We start from the raw sequence: 590 nt of genomic DNA, 5'->3' as shown, positions 1-590 counted from the left end.
TAACGCCCTAATAACGGGTAAAAATCAGTTGGTTAAAATTAGCGACGAAGGAGCAAAACCAACTGTTTTTTGTCCTGTTAATTAGCTTGTTAGCTGCCTTTTTTAACAACCTTTGAAAAAGCATTTTTTATTGCTTCGGCTACCACTTTATTTAGCAAATCACCAGAACGGTTTTGCATACTTTCACCTACTTTTCGTTGTGATTCTATAAACTTTTTGGCGTAAGGGGATTTTTGCTTTAATTCTAAAATAGATTTTAATTCATTATCTTTAAATACTTCGTCATATGCTGAAGATAAATTTTTATCCCATTCTTTTTGATACTTATTAATAGATTTATTTAATTCTATCAGTAAGATTTCCTTAGCTTTTTTATCACCAACTTCTGATTTTATAATTCTATACGTTTCTGTATTCAAAGAAACCTTTAACCCCATTGCTTTTAAGTTATTACCCAGTTTAAGTTCTTGGACGAACTGTAAGGGCACATTCAATTCCTTCGATAAAGCAGAAAAGCTAATAATTACAACTAAAAATAACTTCAGAAACATACTCAAAATAGACTCCATTCTTTACTAGGCTGCTAACGC

At 31.0% G+C, this 590-nt stretch carries 1 protein-coding gene; it reads right to left on the bottom strand.

Going from position 1 to position 590, the window contains the following annotated elements; translation table 11 throughout:
* Positions 1–89: 89 nt before the first annotated feature.
* A complete protein-coding gene (locus Q4575_RS19715) occupies positions 90–488 on the bottom strand; it encodes a hypothetical protein (RefSeq protein WP_215962750.1) in 399 nt (132 codons plus the stop codon).
* Positions 489–590 lie beyond the last annotated feature (102 nt).

This window comes from Psychrosphaera sp. 1_MG-2023, assembly GCF_030548245.1.
GTDB lineage: Bacteria > Pseudomonadota > Gammaproteobacteria > Enterobacterales > Alteromonadaceae > Psychrosphaera > Psychrosphaera algicola.
This window is presented reverse-complemented; position numbering and strand designations above follow the sequence as displayed.